Genomic DNA, 896 nt, shown 5'->3' with positions numbered 1-896 from the left:
TTCATCGCCTGTACATGCCAAGGCATCCACGAATTGCCCTTACCTCACGCTTGAGAGTCCACACCACCAACAACAACACTGGATCAGTCCCCAGCCCATCAAAGTATTACTTTGATGGGAACCCTGGGGAAACTGACACGAAACTCGGCAGAGCAGTGTCGAAGGGCTTGCTCGGTGTGGATGATAATCACTCAGCCTGTTGTTTGAGGTGTCACCAGAGCGGTCAAACTTGGCGACGATCCTCAGTCCGGCATCGATCACGCACCTCGCGGTGTGCAACCAATGCCGTCACGGCATCGATCAAAAAACCCATTCACAATGTCAAACAGCATGCGGCCACTTGGGGCCGCGTACCGCTGCGTCAGCAGCGGATCTCGGATCTTCATCATCTGGATGTTAGTTTGGCGTTTTGCGCGCTGCGCCGTCAGTCGCAGCAAAGCTGCGCCTTGTGGCGCTGCTCTTGCAGCGCTGGCCGTCCTTGGCTGCGTGCGATTTAGCGTCGCTAAATCGTCTCGCGGCCTGCGGATTGGTGGAGCCTATCGGGATCGAACCGATGACCTGATGCTTGCAAAGCAACCGCTCTCCCAGCTGAGCTAAGGCCCCTCGCCTGCTTCCCTAAGTTTAGGAAAGTTTAGGCCAAAGCACGCTTGGCGAAACACACGCGCAAATGGTGGGCCGAGTAGGAGTTGAACCTACGACCTCACGCTTATCAGGCGTGCGCTCTAACCACCTGAGCTACCGGCCCATTTGCGTCACCCGAACTAGCCCCAAAAGGCCGCAGGCGGCAAAAGCCAGCTCAGGCTTTATCCAGCCAGGTGGCTGGATAATCCAGAATGATGAAGGGACATGAGGACGGCGGCTTATGTTCTTTGGAATGGAAGAAGCTCTTCCCTGAT

2 tRNA genes are annotated in these 896 nt (G+C 56.0%); both read right to left on the bottom strand.

Annotation, left to right across the window (positions count from 1 at the left end):
* Positions 1-527: 527 nt before the first annotated feature.
* Positions 528-603, bottom strand: a tRNA-Ala gene (locus LQ953_RS16110).
* Positions 604-668: 65 nt separating this feature from the next.
* A tRNA-Ile gene (locus LQ953_RS16105) sits at positions 669-745 on the bottom strand.
* Positions 746-896: the final 151 nt, after the last annotated feature.

This window comes from Sphingomonas sp. IC-56 (genome assembly GCF_021043375.1).
GTDB lineage: Bacteria > Pseudomonadota > Alphaproteobacteria > Sphingomonadales > Sphingomonadaceae > Sphingomonas.
The sequence above is the reverse complement of the archived record's forward strand: the minus strand, read 5'-3'. Positions and strand labels throughout refer to the sequence as shown.